Source organism: Streptomyces parvus (genome assembly GCF_032121415.1).
In the GTDB taxonomy this organism is placed as follows: domain Bacteria; phylum Actinomycetota; class Actinomycetes; order Streptomycetales; family Streptomycetaceae; genus Streptomyces; species Streptomyces globisporus_A.
In genome coordinates, this window is the sequence record NZ_CP135079.1 from 1,341,571 (window position 1) to 1,362,475 (window position 20,905).

At 71.3% G+C, this 20,905-nt stretch carries 19 protein-coding genes; 2 read left to right on the top strand and 17 right to left on the bottom strand.

Features of this window, described 5'->3' with window-relative positions; genetic code table 11:
• Positions 1 to 70 precede the first annotated feature (70 nt).
• Positions 71 to 433, top strand: coding sequence for a VOC family protein (locus RNL97_RS07175; RefSeq protein WP_030586653.1), 363 nt, complete (start codon positions 71 to 73; stop codon positions 431 to 433).
• Between the two features lie 18 nt (positions 434 to 451).
• Here RNL97_RS07175 and RNL97_RS07180 read toward each other — a convergent pair whose 3' ends face one another.
• From RNL97_RS07180 to RNL97_RS07250, 15 genes are all read right to left on the bottom strand, one after another.
• Positions 452 to 670, bottom strand: coding sequence for a hypothetical protein (locus RNL97_RS07180; RefSeq protein ID WP_243313725.1), 219 nt, complete (start codon positions 668 to 670; stop codon positions 452 to 454).
• A gap of 97 nt (positions 671 to 767) precedes the next feature.
• Entirely contained in the window at positions 768 to 2,297 is a 1,530-nt protein-coding gene (locus tag RNL97_RS07185; protein WP_243313726.1) for a PH domain-containing protein, read from the bottom strand.
• Positions 2,294 to 2,800, bottom strand: a complete 507-nt coding sequence (locus RNL97_RS07190) for a PH domain-containing protein (RefSeq protein WP_030586661.1) — start codon at positions 2,798 to 2,800, stop codon at positions 2,294 to 2,296. The genes RNL97_RS07185 and RNL97_RS07190 overlap by 4 nt, the downstream gene beginning before the upstream one ends.
• Positions 2,801 to 2,804: 4 nt before the next feature.
• Positions 2,805 to 4,463: a glucose-6-phosphate isomerase gene (pgi, locus tag RNL97_RS07195; RefSeq protein WP_030586664.1), complete on the bottom strand. Its 1,659-nt coding sequence runs from the start codon at positions 4,461 to 4,463 to the stop codon at positions 2,805 to 2,807.
• Positions 4,464 to 4,644: 181 nt separating this feature from the next.
• Complete coding sequence (locus RNL97_RS07200) at positions 4,645 to 4,980, bottom strand: RNA polymerase-binding protein RbpA (RefSeq protein ID WP_073217477.1); 336 nt, start codon at positions 4,978 to 4,980, stop codon at positions 4,645 to 4,647.
• Between the two features lie 111 nt (positions 4,981 to 5,091).
• Entirely contained in the window at positions 5,092 to 5,325 is a 234-nt protein-coding gene (secG, locus tag RNL97_RS07205) for a preprotein translocase subunit SecG (protein WP_010061274.1), read from the bottom strand.
• Between the two features lie 115 nt (positions 5,326 to 5,440).
• Entirely contained in the window at positions 5,441 to 6,217 is a 777-nt protein-coding gene (tpiA, locus tag RNL97_RS07210) for a triose-phosphate isomerase (protein ID WP_030586668.1), read from the bottom strand.
• A 6-nt stretch (positions 6,218 to 6,223) separates the two neighbouring features.
• Positions 6,224 to 7,435: a phosphoglycerate kinase gene (locus RNL97_RS07215; RefSeq protein ID WP_030586670.1), complete on the bottom strand. Its 1,212-nt coding sequence runs from the start codon at positions 7,433 to 7,435 to the stop codon at positions 6,224 to 6,226.
• Positions 7,436 to 7,548: 113 nt separating this feature from the next.
• The gene (gene gap / locus RNL97_RS07220) at positions 7,549 to 8,559 is read right to left on the bottom strand and encodes a type I glyceraldehyde-3-phosphate dehydrogenase (RefSeq protein WP_030586673.1); all 1,011 of its coding nucleotides are present in this window, start codon (positions 8,557 to 8,559) and stop codon (positions 7,549 to 7,551) included.
• A 261-nt stretch (positions 8,560 to 8,820) separates the two neighbouring features.
• A complete protein-coding gene (whiA, locus tag RNL97_RS07225) occupies positions 8,821 to 9,810 on the bottom strand; it encodes a DNA-binding protein WhiA (protein WP_006123686.1) in 990 nt (329 codons plus the stop codon).
• Entirely contained in the window at positions 9,801 to 10,835 is a 1,035-nt protein-coding gene (locus tag RNL97_RS07230) for a gluconeogenesis factor YvcK family protein (RefSeq protein WP_030586676.1), read from the bottom strand. The genes whiA and RNL97_RS07230 overlap by 10 nt, the downstream gene beginning before the upstream one ends.
• Positions 10,832 to 11,800 carry an RNase adapter RapZ gene (rapZ, locus tag RNL97_RS07235; RefSeq protein WP_030586680.1) on the bottom strand — a complete coding sequence of 323 codons (969 nt, stop codon included), beginning with the start codon at positions 11,798 to 11,800 and terminating at the stop codon, positions 10,832 to 10,834. The genes RNL97_RS07230 and rapZ overlap by 4 nt, the downstream gene beginning before the upstream one ends.
• A complete protein-coding gene (gene uvrC, locus RNL97_RS07240) occupies positions 11,797 to 13,848 on the bottom strand; it encodes an excinuclease ABC subunit UvrC (protein WP_313750483.1) in 2,052 nt (683 codons plus the stop codon). Before uvrC ends, rapZ begins: the two co-directional genes overlap by 4 nt.
• Before the next feature lie 121 nt (positions 13,849 to 13,969).
• Positions 13,970 to 14,899 (bottom strand): hypothetical protein, encoded by a 930-nt coding sequence (locus RNL97_RS07245; RefSeq protein WP_313750484.1) that lies wholly within the window; start codon positions 14,897 to 14,899, stop codon positions 13,970 to 13,972.
• 3 nt (positions 14,900 to 14,902) lie between these two features.
• On the bottom strand, positions 14,903 to 15,529 hold the full coding sequence (locus RNL97_RS07250; RefSeq protein WP_030586688.1) for a papain-like cysteine protease family protein: 627 nt from the start codon (positions 15,527 to 15,529) through the stop codon (positions 14,903 to 14,905).
• Positions 15,530 to 15,756: 227 nt separating this feature from the next.
• Between RNL97_RS07250 and RNL97_RS07255 the strand changes: the two genes are divergently transcribed.
• Positions 15,757 to 16,683, top strand: coding sequence for a hypothetical protein (locus RNL97_RS07255; protein ID WP_243313734.1), 927 nt, complete (start codon positions 15,757 to 15,759; stop codon positions 16,681 to 16,683).
• A 162-nt stretch (positions 16,684 to 16,845) separates the two neighbouring features.
• Here RNL97_RS07255 and RNL97_RS07260 read toward each other — a convergent pair whose 3' ends face one another.
• Positions 16,846 to 17,274 carry a Rieske (2Fe-2S) protein gene (locus RNL97_RS07260; protein ID WP_030586693.1) on the bottom strand — a complete coding sequence of 143 codons (429 nt, stop codon included), beginning with the start codon at positions 17,272 to 17,274 and terminating at the stop codon, positions 16,846 to 16,848.
• A 456-nt stretch (positions 17,275 to 17,730) separates the two neighbouring features.
• Positions 17,731 to 20,751 (bottom strand): excinuclease ABC subunit UvrA, encoded by a 3,021-nt coding sequence (uvrA, locus tag RNL97_RS07265; protein ID WP_313750485.1) that lies wholly within the window; start codon positions 20,749 to 20,751, stop codon positions 17,731 to 17,733.
• Between the last annotated feature and the right edge of the window lie 154 nt (positions 20,752 to 20,905).

A 20,905-nucleotide genomic window follows, 5' to 3' on the forward strand; every position in this document is an offset into this window, starting at 1 on the left:
CGCCGAAGGCCCGGACCGTTTTCCCGAACGGTCCGGGCCTTCGGGGTGTCCGGCGTGAAAGGCTCGGCCCATGGTGCATATCGGAACCGTGGTGATGGGCGCGACCGACGTGAGCAGGGCCGCCGCCTTCTGGAAGGCGGCGCTCACGTACACCGAGCGCGAGCCGGGGACGGACGACTGGGTGGTGCTGGTCCCGGTCGAAGGGCCCGGCGCCGGCGTGGCGTTGGGGCGCTCCACCTCCCCCGTCCAGGAGGTCCCCCGGGTCCACCTGGACCTCTACTCGGACACCCAGCAGGCAGAGGTGGAACGGCTGATCGGGCTCGGGGCGACCAGAGTGGCGTGGGAGCTGTATCCGCCGGACCCGGACTTCGTGGTGCTCGCCGACCCCGAGGGCAACCGCTTCTGCGTCATCGACACGACGCACGGCGGCTGAGACGACCCCCGCAGGGCTTCAGGGCTTCACGCCCAGGCGTCGCGCGAGTGCCTCCAGGCGTTCGAACTCCCGCCGGGCCGCCGTCGCGTGGGCGAGGTCCAGGGCCATGCAGACGCGGGCGCGCAACCGGGCTCGGGTCCCGGGGTCCTCGCGGGTCCGGTTCTTCAGACAGCCCGACCACACGTCGAACGCCTTGCGCAACTCGGCGTGCAGCTGGAACCCGTAGACGTCCGGCACGCAGCCGGCCGCCTCTCCGTCACCCCGTCCCGTGCGGACGGCAGCGGTCAGGACAGGACGGGCCCGGGGCGGGGCGCCCGCGAGTTTTCCGGCGGTTCTACGGGCGGGGGTGCCCGGGGCCCCCGGCGCGCACCAGGAAGGGCTCCAGCAGGCCCGGTACGGCCTCGGCGGCGAAGGCCAGGCCCTCGGACACGTCGGTGTCGTACGCCGTGTACGCACCGCCTCCTGCCGCCGTGGTGGCCGTGACGCTCAGCAGCCCGGCCCGGCGCTGGAACACCGACTGCTTGACCGTCCAGCCGATCACCCCGGCCCGTTCCAGAGCCGCCGTGGAGCGGCGGACCGTACCGGAGCGGGTGACCAGATAGCGGCCGGAGAGCGCGTGCCCGAGGCCCCGGTAGGCGTCCAGGGCGAGCACCACCGCCACGGGGACGGCCACCACCGCGCAGCCGAGCGCGATCCACAGCAGCACGGGCGTGAGCAGCGTCCCGAGGAGGGCCAGGGCCAGAACCGGGCCGAGGACCGTCGCGAGCGACCAGCGCAGTCGGCGGCCCCGGGCGGCGCGTGGGTGCGGGGTGAGCGCCGCACCGGTCGGGGTGGCCGCCTCGCGCAGGACGTCGGAGGCGACGGTGTCGGCCCGGGGCCGGGGCACGACCGGGAGCAGGGTGTTGTGGTCGGCGTTCCTGGCCTCGTGGTCCTTGGCCAGGCCGGTGGTGATGGCGTCGAGGCGGGCCGCGCCGAGCAGCCGGACGCCCAGCGGCTCGACCAGGTCGACGCCGCGCAGCCGGGCCTCCTCGACGGAGATGGACCGGGAGGTGAACAGCCCGCGCCGGACCCGCAGCGTGCCACCCGGTTCGCGCTCCAGGCGGTAGTTCCACCACATCTCGATCCAGAGGCCGAGCGCTCCAACGACGCCCGCGACCAGGGCGGCCAGGACCAGGGCGACGATCATCCAGAGCAGCGGGGTGTCCCGGAAGCGGTCGCCGACCCACTCGATGACCTCGCCCTGGGCCCCGACCCAGTCGCTGACCTGCATCACGGCCCCGGCGGCGGCCCCGCCGAGCATGGGGGCGACGAAGGAGACCGGGGCGTAACGGATCCAGCGGGGGTCCAGGACGGCCAGCTCGCCCTCGTGGTGGACGCCGCCGGCCGGTCCGGCGGCGGCGCGGTCCAGGAGGAGGCGGCGCAGCCGTTCGCCCTCGGCGCGGGTGACCGGGTCCAGTTCGAGGGTGGACTCGGAGCCCTGTTCGCCCGTGCCGATCCGGACGGTGACCAGGCCGAGGAGGCGGAGCAGCGGGTTGGCGGTGAGGTCGACCGTGCGGACGCGGCCGCGGGCCAGGGAGCGGCGTTTGACGAGGAGGAGGCCGGTGTGGAGGTCGACGTGCTCGCGGCCGATCCGGTAGCGGGTGCGGTGCCAGCGGACCCGGTCGGCGCCCGCCGCGAACCCGATGACCAGGACGGCTCCGGCGAGCACCTGGAGCACGGCGGCGGGGAAGCTGAACCAGCGGGTGAGCCCGAGCGTGAGGGGGACGGCGGCGCCCGCGACGACCCCCGCCACGACGAGTGCGGTGACCAGGACCGTACGGGGGTCGAGGCGGCGCCAGTCGGCGGGCGGGGCGACGGTGCTCATGTGGCGTCGCCGGGGGTGTCGCGGGTGATGCGGGTGAGCCGTTCGGCCAGGTCGGCGGCGACCTCGTGGTCCAGGCCCTCGATCCGTACCGAGCCCTTGGCGGAGGCGGTGGTGACCGTGACGGTGGCGAGCCGGAACAGCTGCTCCAGCGGGCCCCGTACGGTGTCCACGGTCTGGATCCGGGACATCGGGGCGATCCGCCACTCCTGCCAGAAGAAGCCGGTGAGGACGTACACGGCGTCCTCGGTGACCTCCCAGCGGTGCGTGCGGAACCACCACCGGGGGAAGAGGGCGGCGGTCGCCGTGCCCGCCGCGGCCAGGATCGCGGCGGGCAGCAGCAGCCAGAAGCGGGCCGGCTCGATCAGCGTGCCCAGCACCGCGAGCGGCACGACGGGCACGGCGGTCATCAGCAGCCACTGGGCCCGCCACCAGCCGACGGCGCGCTCGTTCAGCGTGTTGCGCGGCGGCCGCAGCCGGACCGTCTCCCCCTCCCCCTGTGGCATCGGCTCAGCGCCCGCGCAGGGTGCGGTAGGCGTCGACCAGGGCGGCGGTGGAGCTGTCGAGCTGCCCGGCGTCCGCTCCCCCGTCACCGGTGAGCAGCGGTTCGATCTTCTTGGCGAGGACCTTGCCGAGCTCGACGCCCCACTGGTCGAAGGAGTCGATGTTCCAGATGGCGCCCTGGACGAAGACCTTGTGCTCGTACAGCGCGACGAGCTGGCCGAGGACCGAGGGGGTCAGCTTGTCGGCGAGGATCGTCGTCGTGGGGTGGTTGCCCCGGAACGTCTTGTGCGGGACCAGCTCCTCGGGCACGCCTTCCGCCCGGACCTCCTCGGGTGTCTTGCCGAAGGCGAGGGCCTGGGTCTGGGCGAAGAAGTTGGCCATCAGCAGGTCGTGCTGGGCGATCAGCCCGGGCAGCAGGTCGTGGACCGGGGCGGCGAAGCCGATGAAGTCCGCCGGGATCAGCTTGGTGCCCTGGTGGATCAGCTGGTAGTAGGCGTGCTGCCCGTTGGTGCCGGGCGTGCCCCAGACGACCGGCCCGGTCTGCCAGTCGACGCGGTCGCCCTCGCGGTCGACGGACTTGCCGTTGGACTCCATGTCGAGCTGCTGGAGATACGCGGTGAACTTGGACAGGTAGTGGCTGTAGGGCAGCACCGCGTGCGACTGGGCGTCGAAGAAGTTGCCGTACCAGACGCCGAGGAGGCCCAGCAGGAGCGGGGCGTTCTGCTCGGCGGGGGCGGTGCGGAAGTGCTCGTCGACGAGGTGGAAGCCGTCGAGCATCTCGCGGAAGCGGTCCGGGCCGATGGCGATCATCAGCGCGAGGCCGATCGCCGAGTCGTAGCTGTAGCGGCCGCCGACCCAGTCCCAGAACTCGAACATGTTGGCCGTGTCGATGCCGAACTCTTCGACCTTCTCGGCGTTGGTCGACAGCGCCACGAAGTGCTTGGCGACAGCGTCCTGACCGGCCCTCAGCTCCGTCAGCAGCCAGTCGCGGGCGGAGGTGGCGTTGGTGATGGTCTCGATCGTCGTGAACGTCTTGGAGGCGATGACGAACAGGGTCTCGGCCGGGTCGAGGTCGCGGACGGCCTCGTGGAGGTCGGCGCCGTCGACGTTGGAGACGAAGCGGAGGGTGAGGTCGCGGTCCGTGAAGGAGCGCAGCACCTCGTAGGCCATGGCGGGGCCGAGGTCGGAGCCGCCGATGCCGATGTTGACGATGTTCTTGACGGGCTTGCCGGTGTGGCCGGTCCACTGCCCCGAGCGGACCTTGTCCGCGAAGTCGGCCATCTTGTCCAGGACGGCGTGCACCGCCGGTACGACGTTCTCGCCGTCGACCTCGACGACCGCGTCGCGCGGGGCGCGGAGCGCGGTGTGCAGGACCGCCCGGTCCTCGGTGGTGTTGATCTTCTCGCCGCGGAACATCGCGTCCCGCAGCTCCGCGACCCCGGTGGCGGCGGCCAGCTCGCGCAGCAGGCGCAGGGTCTCGTCGGTGACCAGGTGCTTGGAGTAGTCGAGGTGGAGGTCGCCGACCCGCAGGGTGTAGGCGGTGCCCCGGTCCGGCTGCCGCGCGAACAGCTCGCGCAGCTGAGGTGCGCCGAGCTCCTCACGGTGCTTGGCGAGAGCCGTCCACTCGGGCGTCTGGTTGAGCTTGGTTCGGCTTGCTGCGTTCATCCGGGATATCAGCCCACTTCTCACTCGTCATCAGCATCCCCGCTGCCCCTCCAACCTAATTGATCGAGGAGGCCGACGGCGTGGAGGAGGAGGGTGGCGCGGGAACGCGATACGGCCGGACACCTGTGGGGTGTCCGGCCGGTGAACGACTGGGTTTCCGTGGAGCTGTGCGGGGAGGAGATCAGATCTCGCCGCGGAGTTTGGCCAGTGCCTCGGCGAGGATCGCCTCGCCGTCCTCGTCGCTGCGCCGCTCGCGTACGTACGCCAGATGCGTCTTGTACGGCTCGGTGCGGGGCGGGTCGGGCGGGCTGTCCTTGTCCTGGCCGGCCGGGAAGCCGCAGCGCGGGCAGTCCCAGGTGTCCGGCACCTGCGCGTCATGGGCGAAGCTCGGCTGCGTCTCGTGCCCGTTCGAGCACCAGAAGGAGATGCGGAGGCGCGGCGCCGACTCGCCCCGCTCGGCCTCCCCCATCGGCCCCGCTCCGACCCGGCTTCCCCGGATCGCGTTGCCACTTGCCACGGTCGTAACTCCCTGCGTGATGGTGCTCGAAGGATGCCCCAGTCTACGTAAGGCCCAACGCGCGTCCAGTGGAAGGAGTTACACCGTTACCGGAATTGCGGAACGGGTCGTTCAGTCGAGCTTGATGAGCAGACCGAGGACGACGATGCACGCGAACCAGACCAGTCCGACCACCACGGTGATCCGGTCGAGGTTACGCTCGGCGACCGAGGAGCCGCCGACGGAGGACTGCATTCCGCCACCGAACATGTCGGAGAGGCCGCCGCCCTTGCCCTTGTGCATGAGCACCAGCAGCATCAGCAGCAGGCTGAAGACGATCAGGGCGATCTGGAACGCCAGAATCACGGCTGGTCCCTACTTTCCGGATTTCTCGAATACTGCCTGTACGTACAGCGGGGGCCGGAGGGTGACCACCCCCTCGGCCCCCGCAAGGGTACGACGGATCGCCGCTAGCGCATACTCACTGGTCGCGGAAGCGGACGATCTTGACGAACTCGTCGGCGTCCAGGGCGGCGCCGCCGATGAGGGCGCCGTCCACGTCGGGCTGCGCCATGATGGCGGCGACGTTGCCGGACTTGACGGAGCCGCCGTACTGGATGCGGACGGCGTCGGCCAGCTCCGGCGAGTACAGCTCGGCCAGCCGGCGACGGATCGCGCCGCAGACCTCCTGGGCGTCCTCGGGGGTGGCGACCTCGCCGGTCCCGATGGCCCAGACGGGCTCGTACGCGATGACGATGGTCTCGGCCTGCTCGGCCGGGATGTCCTTCAGGGCGCCGTCGAGCTGCGCGAGGGTGTAGGAGACCTGGTCACCGGCCTTGCGGATGTCCAGGCCCTCGCCGACGCAGAGGATCGGGGTCAGGCCGTTCTTGAAGGCCGCCTTCACCTTCGCGTTGCAGATCTCGTCGGTCTCGCCGTGGTACTGGCGGCGCTCGCTGTGGCCGACGGCCACATAGGTGCAGCGCAGCTTGGCGAGCATGGGGCCGGAGATCTCACCGGTGTACGCGCCGGAGTCGTGCGCCGAGATGTCCTGGGCGCCGTACTTGATCTTGAGCTTGTCGCCGTCGACCAGGGTCTGCACGGAGCGCAGGTCGGTGAAGGGCGCCAGGACGGCGACCTCGACCTCCTCGTAGTCCTTGTCGGCCAGTGCGAAGGAGAGCTTCTGGACGTGGGCGATGGCCTCGAGGTGGTTGAGGTTCATCTTCCAGTTGCCCGCCATCAGCGGGGTGCGGGTGGTCATGAAAGGTCAGTCCTCCAGTGCGGCGAGCCCGGGAAGCGTCTTGCCCTCGAGGTATTCGAGGCTCGCGCCGCCACCGGTCGAAATATGTCCGAAAGCATTCTCGTCGAAGCCCAGGATGCGGACGGCCGCGGCGGAGTCGCCACCGCCGACGACGCTGAAGGCCGGGGAGTCGACGAGCGCCTGGGCGACCGCGCGGGTGCCGTCGGCGAAGTCGGGGTGCTCGAAGACGCCCATCGGGCCGTTCCAGAAGACGGTGGCGGCGTCGGCGAGCTTCGATGCGTAGAGCTTGTTGGTCTCGGGTCCGTTGTCCAGCCCCATCTGGCCGGCCGGCATGGCGTCGGCGGCGACGGTGGTGGGGTGGGCCGGGGCCTTGGTCTTCAGGTCGGGGAAGGCGGGGGCGACGACGACGTCGACGGGGAGGACGAACTCCACACCCTTCTCCTCGGCCCGTCGCAGGTACTCCTGCACGGCGGGGATCTGGTCCTCCTGGAGCAGCGAGCTGCCGACCTCGTAGCCCTTGGCCTTGAGGAAGGTGTACGCCATGCCGCCGCCGATGAGGATGCGGTCGGCCCGCTCCAGCAGGTGGTCGATCACACCGAGCTTGTCGGAGACCTTGGCGCCGCCGAGGACGACCGCGTACGGCCGCTTCACATCGGTGGTGAGCTTCTTCAGGACGCCGACCTCGGTGGCGATGAGGTAGCCGGCGTAGTGCGGCAGCCGGGCCGGGAGGTCGAAGACCGAGGCGTGCTTGCGGTGTACGGCACCGAAGCCGTCGCCCACGTAGACGTCGGCGAGCTCGGCCAGCCGGTCGGCGAACGCACCGCGCTCGGCGTCGTCCTTGGAGGTCTCGCCGGGGTTGAAGCGGAGGTTCTCGATGACGGCGACCTGGCCGTCGGCGAGGCCGGCGACCGTGGCGCGGGCGGACTCGCCGACCGTGTCGGTGGCGAAGGCGACATCGGCGCCGAGGAGTTCACCCAGGCGGGCGGCGGCGGGCGCCAGCGAGAACGCCGGGTCCGGGGCGCCCTTGGGGCGGCCGAGGTGCGAGGCGACGACGACACGCGCGCCGGCCTCGGCGAGCTTGGCGACCGTCGGGAGGACGGCGCGGATACGGCCGTCGTCGGTGATCGTGGTGCCGTCCAGCGGCACATTGAGGTCGGCGCGGACGAATACCCGCTTGCCCGCGACCCCTTCGGCGAGAAGTTCGTCGATCGTCTTCATCTGTTCCGTTTACTCCTTGGAAGGACCGATGAGCATGCTAAGGGGCCCGACCCGCGCTCCGTTGCGCCGGTCGAGCCCCTCAGCTCACATCGATGTGCCTGCCGACCCGAGGATCAGAGCTGCTCGCCGACGAAGACCGTGAGGTCGACGAGGCGGTTGGAGTAGCCCCACTCGTTGTCGTACCAGCCGAGGATCTTCACCGAGTTCCCCTCCTGGACCATGGTCAGGGAGGCGTCGAAGGTGCAGGACGACGGGTCGCCGACGATGTCCGAGGAGACGATCGGGTCCTCGGTGTACGTCAGGAAGCCCTTGAGGGCGCCGTCGTCGGAGGCCTTCTTGAACGCGGCGTTGACCTCGTCCTTGGTGACCTCGCGCTGGAGGGTGACGACCAGGTCGGTGGCGGAGCCGGTCGGGACCGGGACGCGCATCGCCATGCCGTCGAGCTTGCCCTTGAGCTGCGGGAGGACCAGGGCGGTGGCCTTCGCGGCACCGGTGGTGGTCGGAATGATGTTCTCGGCGGCGGCGCGGGCGCGGCGCAGGTCCGAGTGCGGGAAGTCCAGGATCCGCTGGTCGTTGGTGTACGCGTGGACCGTCGTCATCAGGCCCTTGACGATGCCGAAGTTCTCGTCGAGAACCTTGGCCATCGGCGCCACACAGTTGGTGGTGCAGGAGGCGTTGGAGATGACGTTGTGCTTGGCCGCGTCGTACTGGTCCTGGTTGACGCCCATCACGATGGTGATGTCCTCGTCCTTGGCCGGAGCCGAGATGAGGACCTTCTTGGCGCCGCCCGCGATGTGCTTCTCGGCGTCGGCCTTCTTGGTGAAGATGCCGGTCGACTCGATGACGATGTCGACGCCCAGCTCACCCCAGGGGATGTCGGCCGGGTTGCGCTCGGAGAGCACCTTGATGGTGTGACCATCGACGGTGATGGTGTCGGCGGTGTGGCTGACCTCTGCCTTGAGGCGGCCCAGGATGGTGTCGTACTTCAGCAGGTGTGCCGTGGTCGCAGTGTCACCCAGGTCGTTGACAGCCACGATCTCGATGTCCGCACCCTGCTCGAGCAGCGCGCGGAAGTAGTTGCGACCGATGCGGCCGAAGCCGTTGATGCCTACGCGGATCGTCACGAACCGATCTCCTCGTTAGGTACGCCGGTTTTCGACGCCGGCGAGTTGTATAGGGATGTCCCCGACCGCTTCCGACCCTACCTCTCCGAGGGCCGGGGAGTGACATCGAGAGGGCCCCTATGCGCCACCGGAAAAGGCCGGAGGCCCGTACTCGCCAGTAGGAGTACGGGCCTCCGCTCCGCCTCCCGGGACGTGGGGCCCGGTGGCGCGGGACCGAGGTCCCGGCGGGTTCGGGACCAACGTCCCCCGTTCGCCGCCGAGTCAGCCGACCAGGCCGTCGGCGAGCTCCTCGCTCAGGGTCGCCTCGGTCCCCGGGATACCCAGGTCCTGGGCCCGCTTGTCGGCCATCGCGAGCAGCCGGCGGATCCGGCCGGCGACCGCGTCCTTGGTCAGCGGCGGGTCGGCGAGCGCGCCCAGCTCCTCCAGGGAGGCCTGCTTGTGCTCCATGCGCAGCCGTCCCGCGGCGGCGAGGTGCTCGGGGACCTCCTCGCCGAGGATCTCCAGCGCGCGCCCCACCCGGGCCCCGGCGGCGACCGCGGCGCGGGCCGAGCGGCGCAGGTTCGCGTCGTCGAAGTTGGCGAGCCGGTTCGCCGTGGCGCGGACCTCGCGGCGCATGCGGCGCTCCTCCCAGGCGAGCACCGCGTCGTGGGCGCCGAGCCGGGTCAGCAGGGCGCCGATCGCGTCGCCGTCGCGGACGACCACGCGGTCCACGCCGCGCACCTCGCGGGCCTTGGCGGCGATGGAGAGCCGGCGGGCCGCACCGACCAGGGCGAGGGCCGCCTCGGGGCCCGGGCAGGTGACCTCCAGGGAGGAGGAGCGGCCGGGCTCGGTGAGCGAGCCGTGGGCGAGGAAGGCGCCGCGCCAGGCCGCCTCGGCGTCGCAGGTGGCCCCCGAGACCACCTGCGGGGGCAGCCCGCGGATCGGCCGGCCGCGGCCGTCGACCAGACCGGTCTGGCGGGCCAGCTGGTCGCCGCCCGCCACCACGCGTACGACATAGCGCGAGCCGCGACGCAGTCCGCCGGGGGCCATCACGATCAGCTCCGAGCTGTGCCCGAAGATCTCCAGGATGTCGCGCTTGAGGCGGCGGGCGGCGTTGCCGGTGTCCAGCTCCGCCTCGATCACAATCCGGCCGCTCACCAGGTGCAGCCCGCCCGCGAACCGAAGAATCGCCGAGACCTCTGCTTTCCTGCAGCAGGTCCGGGTGACGGGAAGATGAGAGATTTCGTTCTTCACCGCTGGCGTCATCGCCATGGGCCGATCCTTCCATGCATCCGAAAAATACGGTCGTACGCGGCGGCCAACAGCTCCTGATCATGGACCGGAACGCCGTCGGGCGATGCCACCGGCGCCAGCTCGACCGCCGCTCCGAGCCGCTGGGCGGCGTCGTCGAGGGACTCACGGTCAGGCACGGCGGCCTCGTCGGCCAGCACCACGTCCAAGGCGAGTTTAGGGGCGTGTCGCCCCAAAACCTCCAAATGACGCTGCGGTGAGAAGCCTTCTGTTTCGCCGGGCTGGGGCGCGAGGTTCAGCGAGAGGACCTTGCGGGCTTTCGTGGTGACCAGGGCGTCGAGCAGTTCCGGCACGAGCAGGTGCGGGATCACCGAGGAGAACCAGGAGCCCGGGCCGAGAACCACCCAGTCGGCGTCCAGGACCGCGGCGACGGCCTCCGGGACGGCCGGCGGGTCGGGCGGGACCACGTGCACGGACTGCACCTCGCCGGGGGTGAGCGCCACCGTGGCCTGGCCGCGCACGGTGACGATCGCGTCGGGCAGGTCGGGGTCGTGGCCCTTGACCAGCGCCTGGAGCTCCAGCGGGACCGCCGACATCGGCAGCACCCGGCCGTGGGCGCCGAGCAGCTTGCCGACCAGGTCGAGCGCCTGGACATGGTCCCCGAGCTGCTCCCAGAGCGCCACGATCAGCAGGTTGCCGACCGCGTGCCCGTGCAGGTCGCCCTTGGACTCGAACCGGTGCTGGACCACCTGGGACCAGGTACGGCCCCAGTCGTCGTCCCCGCACAGCGCGGCGAGCGCCTTGCGGAGGTCGCCGGGCGGCAGCACGCCCAGCTCCTCGCGCAGCCGGCCGCTGGAGCCGCCGTCGTCGGCGACGGTGACCACGGCCGTGAGATCGCCGGTGATCCGGCGCAGCGCCGTCAGGGACGCCGAGAGACCCATGCCGCCGCCGAGCGCGACCACCTTGGGCTGAGCACCGCGCTTGCGGCCCGAGAGCGCCGATGTGGCGCGGCTCAGGCGCCGCATCCGCAGATTGCGTCCGGTCACTCTCGCCCCATGTCGCGGTGCACGAGGACGGTCTCGATGCCTTCGGCGGCGAGGCGGGCAGAGAGCTTCTCGGACATGGCGACGGAGCGGTGCTTGCCCCCGGTGCAGCCCACGGCGATGGTCACGTACCGCTTGCCCTCGCGGCGGTAGCCCGCGGCGATCAGCTGGAGCAGCTCGGTGTACTGGTTGAGGAACTCCTTGGCGCCCGGCTGGTCGAAGACGTAGTCGGACACCTCCTCGTTGACGCCGGTGAAGGGGCGCAGCTCGGGGACCCAGTGCGGGTTGGGCAGGAAGCGGCAGTCGACGACCAGGTCGGCGTCGACGGGCAAGCCGTACTTGTAGCCGAAGGACATCACCGTGGCCCGCAGCTCCGGCTCGGACTCGCCCGCGAACTGGGCGTCCATCTTGGCCCGCAGCTCGTGCACGTTGAGGCTGGAGGTGTCGATGACCAGGTCGGCGTCGCCGCGCAGCTCGCGCAGCAGGTCGCGCTCGGCGGCGATGCCGTCGACGATGCGCCCGTCGCCCTGGAGGGGGTGCGGGCGGCGGACGGACTCGAATCGGCGCACGAGGGCGTCGTCGGAGGACTCCAGGAAGACGATCCGCCGGGTGACGTGCTTGGCCTCCAGGTCCGCGAGGGATTCGCGGAGGTTGTCGAAGAAGCGCCGGCCTCGCACGTCGACGACGACGGCGATCCGGGCCACGTTGCCCTGGGAGCGGGCGCCGAGCTCGACCATGGTGGGGATCAGCGCGGGCGGCAGGTTGTCGACGACGAACCAGCCGAGGTCCTCCAGACACTTGGCGGCGGTGCTGCGGCCGGCGCCCGACATCCCGGAGATGATCACCAGCTCGGGGATGGCCGCGTCACCCGTCTCGTTCGGGGTGTTCGTACTCACGTCTGCTGCTCCGTCTGCTCGGCCTGCTCGGTCTGCGGTGTTCTGTGCGGTCTCGTGGCTGTTCTCGGTCATGAGCTGCCCCCGTCGTCCTCTTCAATGATCTCTCCTGTGGCCGTGTTCACGGCAGGTGCCGCGGGAGCGGTCGAGGCGAGGGCGGCGGCCACCGATTCCGCCGTCCTCCGCCCTATCCCGGGGACCTCGCAGATCTCGTCGATTGTCGCTTGCCGGAGCTTCTTCACCGAGCCGAAATGCTTGATCAGCGCCTGCTTCCGCGTCTCGCCGAGGCCGGACACGTCGTCGAGGGGGCTGGAGCGGATGCGCTTGGCGCGTTTGGCCCGCTGGTAGGTGATGGCGAAGCGGTGCGCCTCGTCCCGGATGCGCTGGAGGAGGTAGAGGCCCTCGCTGGAGCGGGGCAGGACCACGGGATCGTCGTCGTCGGGGAGCCAGACCTCTTCGAGGCGCTTGGCGAGGCCGCAGACGGCGATGTCGTCGATGCCCAGCTCGTCCAGGGCACGCTTGGCGGCGGCGACCTGGGGCTGCCCGCCGTCGACGACGACGAGCTGCGGCGGGTAGGCGAACCGCTTGGGACGGCCGTCGTCCTCCCGGGGCTCGGCGTCCTCGGCGGGCCCGTCGGCCGGGGCGGGGGCGGGAACGGGGCCGGTGGCGGCGGGCCCGTCCGCCGGGGTGTCCGTCGGCTGCTCCTCCCACTCCCCCGTGCGCTCCTTCTCCTGGAGGTAGCGCTTGAAGCGGCGGCCGATCACCTCGTGCATCGAGCGGACGTCGTCCTGGCCCTCGAATCCCTTGATCTGGAAGCGGCGGTACTCGCTCTTGCGGGCGAGGCCGTCCTCGAAGACCACCATGGAGGCCACCACGTCGTCGCCCTGGAGGTGGGAGATGTCGTAGCACTCGATACGCAGCGGGGCGGTGTCGAGACCCAGCGCCTCGGCGATCTCCTCCAGGGCGCGGGAGCGGGTGGTCAGGTCGGAGGCGCGCTTGGTCTTGTGCAGCCCGAGGGCCTGCTGGGCGTTGCGCTGGACCGTGGCCATGAGGTCCTTCTTGTCGCCGCGCTGCGGGATGCGCAGGCTGACCTGGGAACCCCGGCGCTCGGCGAGCCACTGGGAGACCGCTTCGGTGTCCTCGGGCAGGGCGGGGACCAGGACCTCCTTGGGGACCGCGTCGCCGCGCTCCTCCCCGTACAGCTGCTGGAGGGCGTGCTCGACGAGGCCGGAGGTGTCGACCGCCTCGACCTTGTCGGTGACCCAGCCGCGCTGGCCGCGCACCCGCCCGCCGCGTACGTGGAAGATCTGGAGGGCGGCTTCCAGCTCGTCCTCGGCGACGGCGATCAGGTCGGCGTCGGTGGCGTCGGCCAGGACGACCGCGCTCTTCTCCATGGCGCGGTTGAGGGCTTCGGCGTCGTCGCGGAGGCGGGCGGCCCGCTCGTACTCCATCTCCTCCGCCGCCTGCATCATGTCCTTCTCCAGGCGGCGGATGTAGGTGCCGGTGCGTCCGGCCATGAAGTCGCAGAAGTCCTCGGCCAGCTCCCGGTGTTCCTCGGGGGTGACCCGTCCGACGCAAGGGGCGGAGCACTTGCCGATGTAGCCCAGCAGGCAGGGGCGGCCGGTGCGCGCGGCGTTCTTGAAGACCCCGGCGGAGCAGGTGCGGACGGGGAAGACCCGGAGCATGAGGTCGACCGTCTCGCGGATCGCCCAGGCATGGCCGTACGGACCGAAGTAGCGCACGCCCTTCTTCTTGGCGCCGCGCATGACCTGGACGCGGGGGAACTCCTCGTTGAGCGTGACCGCGAGATAGGGATAGCTCTTGTCGTCCCGGTACTTGACGTTGAACCGGGGGTCGAACTCCTTGATCCAGGAATACTCCAGCTGGAGCGCCTCGACCTCGGTGGAGACGACCGTCCACTCGACGGAGGCGGCGGTGGTGACCATCGTGCGCGTACGCGGGTGGAGGCCCGCCAGGTCCTGGAAGTAGTTGGCCACGCGCTGGCGCAGGTTCTTGGCCTTCCCGACGTAGATCACCCGGCGGTGCTCGTCGCGGAACTTGTAGACCCCCGGGGAGTCGGGGATCTGTCCCGGCTTGGGGCGGTAGCTGGAGGGGTCTGCCATGTCTCACACCCTACTTGCGGGCAGTGACAGTGCGTCGTCCTCGGGTGGTGCCGCGCTCCGGAGTGCCGTGGGGTGTTCCGCACCCCGGAGCGCGGGCCGGGTGGGCCGCTGGAGCCGCAGCTCAGGCATCCGTGGCCGGGGACCGCCCGGTACGGCTCCGGCGGCGCAGCGCGGCGGCCCCGCACAGGACCAGGGCGAGCAGCGCCCCGGCCCCTGCGGTGGTGGAGACCGCCTTCAGGGCTGCGTCGGGCCCCTGTGCCTCGCCGGCGAGTGCCGGGTTTGCGTCGCGGTCCGGGGCGGGCTGGTCCGCCGCCGGGCCCCAGACGGGCGCGGGCGCGGGCCCGGTGGCCGCGTCGGGGCCGTAGCCGCCCGCCCTGCCGGAACGGGCGTATCCGGAGCCGGGCAGCTTGTCGCCGTACGCCTCCTTCACCCGGTTCCGGTAGGCGTGGAGGCTGGTGCCCTTCGCTCCGACGGCGGTCTTCGCGTCCCGGTCGAGCGGGAGCACCCGGGAGCCGTCGTGGACGTACCAGGCGTCGATCTGCGGTTCGCGGAAGACCGTGCCACCCGGGAGCGCGCGGGCCCCCTGGGCGGCGTAACGGGCCTCGTCGTCGCCGGTGGCGATGTTCACCACCTGCCAGCCGCCGTTGCCGCTCGTCCCGGGGAGGGTCCACAGGGAGGCCTTCTGGCCGTCAAAGGAGACGGCGGTGCTGGCGAGGTAGTCCAGGGTGCTCGGGGCGGCCCCGGGCTTTCCGGCGACGAAGGCGGCCGAGAGCGTGCGTACGGGTACGGCCTCGCCCTCGATCCGGGGTGCGCTCGCCTTCTGGCTCACCGCTCCCTCCCGGGCGAAGAACCGGGACAGGGTGTCCAGGGTCGCCGGCTCGGTCGCGGCCTCGTGGGCGGCTTCGAGGGTCGACGCGGTCAGCTTCGGCGGGGCCGCGCGGCCGTCGTCGGCGAGGGCGGGAGCGGCGGCGGTGAACAGGGCGGCACCGGTGAGGGCGGTGGCGACGGCGATACGGCGGGTGGTGGCTGTGTGCCGGGTGGTGGAGTTCATGGCTCACGCCCCGATCCGGTAGAGCGAGTGCGTCCAGGAGAACTCGTTGTTGTTCACGTACCAGGCGTGCGAGGCCCAGTTGTAGCGGTCGCTGGAGGGCCAGGGGTCGCCCCAGTAGACCCAGTTGTTGGCGTCGTCGTACCCGTGGATGACATGCATGTGGCCGCCGCCGGACGACCACTGGATCCGGGTCTCGATGGGACGCTGGGCGGATATCTCCGCCTGCACGGTCGGGTAGCGCAGCCAGCCGGTGACGTAACTGCCGGGCCTGACCCCGGCCCAGGACAGGCCGGTCTGGACATGGCCCAGGGTGGCCTGCGAGTTGGGGCACTGGGTGTTCTGGTTGCGGTTGAAGGCGGCGTTGCAGAACTGGTTCTGGGAGTAGCCGCGGCCGAACCAGGCGGCGATGGTGTTGCCGCCGGCCGCCCAGCACCAGTTGCTCTGCTGCTGCGCCTGCATGGTGATGTCGAGCCGCTGGGCGGCGGCGACGGTGGAGCCGGTCGTGGCAGGGGACTGGACGGCTGTGGCGGTGGCCGCGGGGACGGCGAGCAGGGCGGCGGCCAGAAGGGCGGTGAACGAGAACCTTCCGTTCCTGCCGGGCCGTCTGGGGCTGACTTCTCGGTTGCGCATGGCGTTCCTCCCGAAACGGGGGTGGGGATCGGAGGAGCGCGTCCGGACGCTGACGAAGAGCATCCGGCGTTGTCCGGAGCAGGTCAACACGCTTCAATGCGAGGTGACATCACGGTGTGAACGGCACGGCGTCCGTGTGAACGGCACCGCCCCGGTCACCTGCTCCCCCGCATCCCCCGGGGGTCGGTGTCGCCACTCCCCACGTGAACGTTCACCGGAGGCCCGCCATGCGGCAGACCGAGACCGAACTGGCGCAGGTTCTTCGGACCGGGCCGTTCCATCTGGCGTTGCGCACGGCCCTGTCGGTGCGCGGGCTGCCGCTCCAGCGGGTGCAGCACCATCTGGCGCACCGGGGCGTCAAGCTGGGGGTGACCAGCCTCAGTTACTGGCAGCAGGGGGTGCGCCGCCCCCGGCGGGCCGAGTCGCTGCGGGCCGTGCGAGCGCTGGAGGAGGTGCTCGCGCTGCCGGACGACTCGCTGCTGCGGCTGCTGCGCGACGGCGACGCCCCGGGCGAGGGGGACCGTCCGGCGGGGCGTTCGTACCGGTCGCTGATGGAGGCGTCGGGCTCGGTGGAGCGGCTTCTCGCGGCGATGGAGTCCCCCGTGGACGGCGGGCTGCACACGGTGGGACACCAGGAGCGGGTGCGGATCGGGGCGCGCCGGGAGCTGGCGGGCCGTACCTCCCGCCATGTGGTGCGCGCGCACCGGGACGGCGTGGACCGCTATCTCGCGGTGCACCGGGGCGACGCCGGCTGCGACCCGTCCCGGATCACGGTGCGCGCCCTGGAGAACTGCCGGACGGGCCGGGTCCGCTGGGACGGGGACGCGGGGGTGCTGGTGGCGGAGCTGCTGTTCGACACCCGGCTGCGGTCCGGCGAGACCTACCTCTTCGGTTACGGCTTCGACGACGGTACGGGTGGGGCGAGCGGTGAGTACGTGCGCGGCTTCACCTTCGGGGGCGGCCAGTACGTGCTCCAGGTCGGTTTCGACGAGGCCGCGCTCCCGGTGCGGTGCCGCCGGTTCGCCCAGGCGTCGGCGGGAGCGGCGCGCGGGGGCCGCGGGGACCTCACGCTGACCGGCCGGCACCGGACCGTGCACCTGGTGGAGGAGGGCGTACGGCCGGGGCTGATCGGGATCGACTGGGACTGGGAGTGAGGGCCGGCCGGTCGGCCTCCCCGGGCCGGTGAGCACCGCCCGATGGGTCTGCGGGCCCGGTGCGCCCGCCTGGCCGGTGAGCCTGTGAGCCGGCGGGGCGGAGGTGCTGTGGGGCGGAGGCCCGGCGGGGGGGCGGCCGGGCGGCCGTCCGCCGTTCGTGGCTCAGGCGTCGGGGCCCGCGACGAGCTTTCCGCCCTCGGCGGTGACCGGGACGGCGGGCAGCGGCACGGTGGCCGGGCCCTCGATGACCTCGCCGGTGGTGGTGTCGAAGCGGCTGCCGTGGCAGGGGCAGTGGCCCTCGGTGCCCTCGATCTTGGTCAGGACGCAGCCGCCGTGGGTGCACTGGGCGCTGAACGCCTTGTACTCGCCCTTGGCCGGGCAGCTCACGACGAGGCGCTGTTCCCGGTAGAGCTTGGCGCCGCCGACCGGAACCTCGGAGGCCGCGCCGAGGGCGACGGGGGCGGTCGGCGTGGGGTTCTTGGCGTGCCCGAGCTTGGACTCGGTCGAGCAGGCGGCCGCTCCCAGCCCGGCGGCACCGGCGAGCGCGGCGCCCTTCAGCACGGTACGGCGGGCGGCGGGCAGGCCGGGCATGCGGACTCCACGGGGTGTCGTTCGAGGCGGATCGCGGTGGATCACCGCGGCCGGGGTCGCCGGACGGGCGCGGAGCGACGACGGCGACCGCGTGTGCCGGTGACAGAACCGACGATACCGGCGAGGAACGGGAGCCTTGCGGGCGGGCCGGTCGAGAGGGGGGCGGGTCCGGCCGGGTCGGTCCCGCCCCGCCGGGGAACGGCCGGATCGGTCCGGCCTCCGCCAGGGAACGGCCGAGCGCGGCCCGGCACTCTCCGGAAGTCACGACTCCGCTCGGACGGCACGCCCACCGCCCGGGACCGGCCGGGGGCCGACCCCGCCCCGCCGGAGTACGGCCGAACGCCGCCCGGCATTCTCCGGACGGCGCGGCTGCGGCGGACAGGCGGGGGCCGCCCATGCCGATGGCGGCGGCCCCCCTCGTCCTGCGGGAGCCGCCGCCGTCGTGAGCCCGGGGGCTCAGGCCTTGCGGGCCCGGGTCGTCTTCTTGGCGGCGGCAGCCTTCGTGCCGGTCGCCGCGGCCTTCTTGCCGGCTGCCGTCTTCTTCGTGGCCGCCGCCTTCTTCGCCGGGGCGGTCTTGCGGGCGGCCGTCTTGCGGGGGGTCCCGCCCGAGGGCACCGCGGCCTCGGCGATCCGGTCCGCGTCCAGGATGCCCTGGAGGAACTTCCCGGTGTGGCTGGCGGGCACCGAGGCGACCTGTTCCGGTGTTCCCTCGGCGACGACCAGTCCGCCGCCGTTGCCGCCCTCGGGGCCCATGTCGACCACCCAGTCGGCGGTCTTGATGACATCGAGGTTGTGCTCGATGACGATCACCGAGTTGCCCTTGTCCACCAGGCCCGAGAGCACCGTGATCAGCTTGCTGATGTCCTCGAAGTGCAGACCGGTGGTCGGTTCGTCCAGGACGTAGACCGTACGGCCGGTGGAACGCTTCTGGAGCTCGCTCGCCAGCTTGACGCGCTGTGCCTCGCCGCCCGAGAGGGTCGGCGCGGACTGGCCGAGCCGGACATAGCCGAGGCCCACGTCGTTGAGGGTGCGCAGATGGCGGGCGATCGCCGGGACGGCCTCGAAGAACTCCAGGCCCTCCTCGATCGGCATGTCCAGCACCTCGGCGATGGACTTGCCCTTGTAGTGGACCTCCAGGGTCTCCCGGTTGTAGCGCGCACCGTGGCAGACCTCGCACGGGACGTACACGTCGGGCAGGAAGTTCATCTCGATCTTGATCGTGCCGTCGCCGGAGCAGTTCTCGCAGCGGCCGCCCTTGACGTTGAAGGAGAAGCGTCCCGGCAGATAGCCGCGCACCTTCGCCTCCATCGTCTCGGCGAACAGCCTGCGGACATGGTCGAAGACTCCGGTGTACGTCGCCGGGTTGGACCGGGGGGTCCGGCCGATCGGCGACTGGTCGACGTGCACCACCTTGTCGACGAGGTCGTCGCCGTCGACCCGGGTGTGGCGGCCGGGCACCGACTTGGCGCCGTTCAGCTCGCGGGCCAGGTGGGTGTAGAGGATGTCGTTGACCAGGGTCGACTTCCCGGACCCGGAGACGCCGGTGACGGCGGTGAGGACGCCGAGCGGGAAGGAGACGTCGATGTCCTGGAGGTTGTTCTCCCGGGCGCCGTGCACGGTGAGACTGCGGGCCGGGTCGACCGCGCGGCGGACGTCCGGGGTCGGGATGGACCGCTTGCCGGACAGATACTGGCCGGTGATCGAGGCCTTGTTCCCCAGCAGCTCCTTGAGCGAGCCGGAGTGGACGACCTTGCCGCCGTGCTCACCGGCGCCGGGGCCGATGTCCACGACCCAGTCGGCGACCTTGATGGTGTCCTCGTCGTGCTCGACGACGATGAGCGTGTTGCCCATGTCGCGCAGCCGGACCAGGGTTTCGATCAGCCGGTGGTTGTCGCGCTGGTGCAGGCCGATGGACGGCTCGTCCAGGACATACAGCACGCCGACCAGGCCGGAGCCGATCTGGGTGGCCAGCCGGATGCGCTGGGCCTCGCCGCCGGACAGGGTGCCGGCCGCGCGGTTCAGCGACAGGTAGTCGAGGCCGACGTCGACGAGGAACTTCAGCCGCTCGTTGACCTCCTTGAGCACCCGCTCGGCGATCTTCTTGTCGCGGGCGTTCAGCCTGAGGCGGCCGAGGAACTCGGCGCACTCGCTGATCGACATCCCGGCGACCTCGGCGATGGACTTCTCCATCACCGTCACCGCGAGGACGATCGGCTTGAGCCGGGTGCCCTCACAGGTGGGGCAGGGCACCTCGCGCATGTAGCCCTCGAAGCGCTCCCTGCTGGAGTCGCTCTCGGCCTCGGTGTGGCGCCGCTTGACGAACTGCACCGCGCCCTCGAAGGCGGGGGTGGTGTAGGCGCGCTCGCGCCCGTAACGGTTGCGGTAGCGGACCTCGGTCTGGATCTTGTGGCCGAAGAGCAGGGCCTTCTTGGCCCGCTGCGGCAGCCCGGCCCAGGGGATGTCCGTACGGAAGCCGAGGGCTTCGGAGAGCGCGCCGATCAGACGGCCGAAATACTCCTTGGTGTGGCCGTGGGACCAGGGGTGGATGGCTCCCTCGTCGAGGGACTTCTCCTCGTCCGGGACGATCAGCTCCGGGTCGACCTCCATGCGGGTGCCGATGCCGGTGCAGTCGGGGCAGGCGCCGAAGGGGGAGTTGAAGGAGAAGGAGCGCGGCTCCAGCTCCTCGAAGGAGAGGTCGTCGTACGGGCAGTAGAGGTGCTCGGAATACATCCGCTCGCGCTCGGGGTCGTCCTCGGGGAGGTCGACGAAGTCGAGCACGACCATGCCGCCGGAGAGGCCGAGCGCGGTCTCGACCGAGTCGGTCAGCCGGCGCTTGGCGCTGTCCTTGACGGTGAGGCGGTCGACGACCACCTCGATGGTGTGCTTCTCCTGCTTCTTGAGCGTGGGCGGCTCGGCGAGCTGGATCGTCTCGCCGTCCACCCGGGCGCGGCTGTAGCCCTTGGTCTGGAGGTCGGCGAAGAGGTCGACGAACTCGCCCTTGCGCTCGCGCACCAGCGGCGAGAGGACCTGGAAGCGGCTGCCCTCGGGCAGGCCGAGGACCTTGTCGACGATCGCCTGCGGCGACTGGCGGGAGATGGGCCGGTGGCACTCGGGGCAGTGCGGCTTGCCGATCCTGGCGAAGAGAAGCCGGAGGTAGTCGTAGACCTCCGTGATGGTGCCGACCGTCGAGCGCGGGTTGCGCGAGGTCGACTTCTGGTCGATGGAGACAGCCGGGGACAGACCTTCGATGAAGTCGACGTCCGGCTTGTCCATCTGGCCGAGGAACTGCCGGGCGTACGAGGAGAGGGACTCCACGTAGCGGCGCTGCCCCTCGGCGAAGATCGTGTCGAACGCGAGGGACGACTTGCCCGACCCGGAGAGCCCGGTGAAGACGATGAGGGAGTCACGGGGCAGGTCGAGCGAGACGTTCTTCAGGTTGTGCTCGCGCGCGCCACGGACGATGAGACGGTCGGCCACGCCGGTCCGCACCTTTCTAGAGAGAAGCGGGGGAACTGAGCCCCTCTCCCAGGGTATGGGGGGCGCCACAGCAGTGTCAGAGGCTTTCGACTCCGAGCGTATAGCACGCACATTCGATTTACGGCGGCCCTTCCCCTCCTTCACCCGAATGAGT

What these genes read in the sequence shown, in the direction of transcription:
- RNL97_RS07175 (WP_030586653.1), top strand. Translation starts at nt 71, where the DNA reads ATGGTGCATATCGGAACCGTGGTGATGGGCGCGACCGACGTGAGCAGG.
- RNL97_RS07185 (WP_243313726.1), bottom strand. Translation starts at nt 2,297, where the DNA reads ATGAGCACCGTCGCCCCGCCCGCCGACTGGCGCCGCCTCGACCCCCGT.
- RNL97_RS07190 (WP_030586661.1), bottom strand. Translation starts at nt 2,800, where the DNA reads ATGCCACAGGGGGAGGGGGAGACGGTCCGGCTGCGGCCGCCGCGCAAC.
- pgi (WP_030586664.1), bottom strand. Translation starts at nt 4,463, where the DNA reads ATGAACGCAGCAAGCCGAACCAAGCTCAACCAGACGCCCGAGTGGACG.
- tpiA (WP_030586668.1), bottom strand. Translation starts at nt 6,217, where the DNA reads ATGACCACCCGCACCCCGCTGATGGCGGGCAACTGGAAGATGAACCTC.
- RNL97_RS07215 (WP_030586670.1), bottom strand. Translation starts at nt 7,435, where the DNA reads ATGAAGACGATCGACGAACTTCTCGCCGAAGGGGTCGCGGGCAAGCGG.
- whiA (WP_006123686.1), bottom strand. Translation starts at nt 9,810, where the DNA reads ATGGCGATGACGCCAGCGGTGAAGAACGAAATCTCTCATCTTCCCGTC.
- rapZ (WP_030586680.1), bottom strand. Translation starts at nt 11,800, where the DNA reads ATGACCGAGAACAGCCACGAGACCGCACAGAACACCGCAGACCGAGCA.
- uvrC (WP_313750483.1), bottom strand. Translation starts at nt 13,848, where the DNA reads ATGGCAGACCCCTCCAGCTACCGCCCCAAGCCGGGACAGATCCCCGAC.
- RNL97_RS07245 (WP_313750484.1), bottom strand. Translation starts at nt 14,899, where the DNA reads ATGAACTCCACCACCCGGCACACAGCCACCACCCGCCGTATCGCCGTC.
- RNL97_RS07250 (WP_030586688.1), bottom strand. Translation starts at nt 15,529, where the DNA reads ATGCGCAACCGAGAAGTCAGCCCCAGACGGCCCGGCAGGAACGGAAGG.
- RNL97_RS07255 (WP_243313734.1), top strand. Translation starts at nt 15,757, where the DNA reads ATGCGGCAGACCGAGACCGAACTGGCGCAGGTTCTTCGGACCGGGCCG.
- RNL97_RS07260 (WP_030586693.1), bottom strand. Translation starts at nt 17,274, where the DNA reads ATGCCCGGCCTGCCCGCCGCCCGCCGTACCGTGCTGAAGGGCGCCGCG.